Source organism: Bartonella sp. CL100XZDX (genome assembly GCF_042195375.1).
Taxonomy (GTDB): domain Bacteria; phylum Pseudomonadota; class Alphaproteobacteria; order Rhizobiales; family Rhizobiaceae; genus Bartonella.
The window spans coordinates 1-1,434 of record NZ_JBHIOH010000039.1 but is presented as its reverse complement, the minus strand read 5'-3'; the positions used below and the strand labels follow the sequence as shown (position 1 = coordinate 1,434).

At 38.2% G+C, this 1,434-nt stretch carries 2 protein-coding genes; both read left to right on the top strand.

All coding sequences use genetic code 11. The features are described 5' to 3' along the window. The first annotated feature begins 47 nt into the window (after positions 1-47). A complete protein-coding gene (locus ACFILU_RS03780; RefSeq protein ID WP_273791660.1) occupies positions 48-914 on the top strand; it encodes an ERF family protein in 867 nt (288 codons plus the stop codon). Position 915: 1 nt separating this feature from the next. After that, the coding region (locus tag ACFILU_RS03775; protein ID WP_375674812.1) for a lambda exonuclease family protein at positions 916-1,434 on the top strand (519 nt) is incomplete at its 3' end.

Genomic DNA, 1,434 nt, shown 5'->3' with positions numbered 1-1,434 from the left:
GCGTGATTCACGCCACGGGTGAATTGCGCGCAATGTAGGAAATCAAGATGAGTGAACAAAACACTAACCTAATAGAAATTGAAGAAACACATCATTTAGCCGTCGAACAAACTGTCATGGAACGTATTTTAAATAAAGCCTTAGACAGTGACGTCGATATGGATCGCTTAGAGCGTCTTCTTGATTTAAGAGAACAAGAGATAAAACGACAAGAGCGCCAAAATTTTGTCCGTGATCTTTCGGCTGTGCAAATGGCATATAAAAATATCGAACAAAACGCCATTAATAAACATACAAACAGCAAATACGCTACACTTGATCAGTACATTGATGCTGTAAAAGACGGACTTGCAACATACAAATTTGCTTTGTTTTATCGTATTAAAAATCAAACAGAAAAAAACGTTACCATAGAAATAACTCTGTCTCATCCTTCAGGCAATGAAATATCAACAGAAGGAACATTTCCAATTGACAGTACAGGCTCTAAAAATAGCATACAATCACTTGGTTCCACACTTACCTACGCACGAAGATACCTATTAGGCATGCTTCTTAATTTAGCAAGTAAAGAAGACGATACAGATGGTCAAATGCAAGCTAAAGAAGACGATACAAATAATCAAAAAGTTTCCTCTAAACAGATAAAGCAAATCGAAGAATTAATCGAACAAACAGAATCGGATAAAAATAAGCTTCTCTCTTATGCAAAAGTAGAAAAGCTAACAGATATGTCTTGTGAAACAGCAGACGACGTTTTGAAAATATTAGAAAGCAAGCCAAGAATTCAAAGAGAAAGCGCTCTACAATCTCTCCCACCACAAGAGAAAACATACGTTCCTATACAAGATGCCGAATATATTCACGTCCAAGATATAGAATATGTATCACAAGAACAAAGAACGGCGGTGTGATATGGAACAAAGAACAGCAGAATGGTTCCAAGCGCGCTTGGGTAAAGTCACCGCATCAAACATTTACAGCGTACTCAGTAAAACTACAAAAGGATTGCCTACGAGCAAATATGAAGACTACAAAATCAAACTCATAACAGAACGTTTAACAAGAGAAATAAGCCCCTATTATGAAACTGAAGATATGAGATGGGGTATTGAGCATGAAGATGATGCCTTGAGAGAATATGGCTTCATTTATGATGCCGATATAACAAAATGCGGCTTTATCCAACACCCCACAATAGAAATGGCGGGGGCTAGCCCCGATGGTCTCATTGGAGAAGACGGTTTAATCGAAGTCAAATGCCCGAGATCAGTAACACATATGCGCTTTTGTATAGGTGACGAAATCAAACCAGAATATCACGCACAAATGCAATTCCAAATGGCTTGTACAGAACGAAAATGGTGTGATTTCGTAAGCTATGACCCACGTTTTACGGGGGAATTCTTTCACTTACGCATGAAAGTCAAGCGT

Coding starts and splice junctions, on each gene's coding strand:
- ACFILU_RS03780 (WP_273791660.1), top strand. CDS start 48: ATGAGTGAACAAAACACTAACCTAATAGAAATTGAAGAAACACATCAT.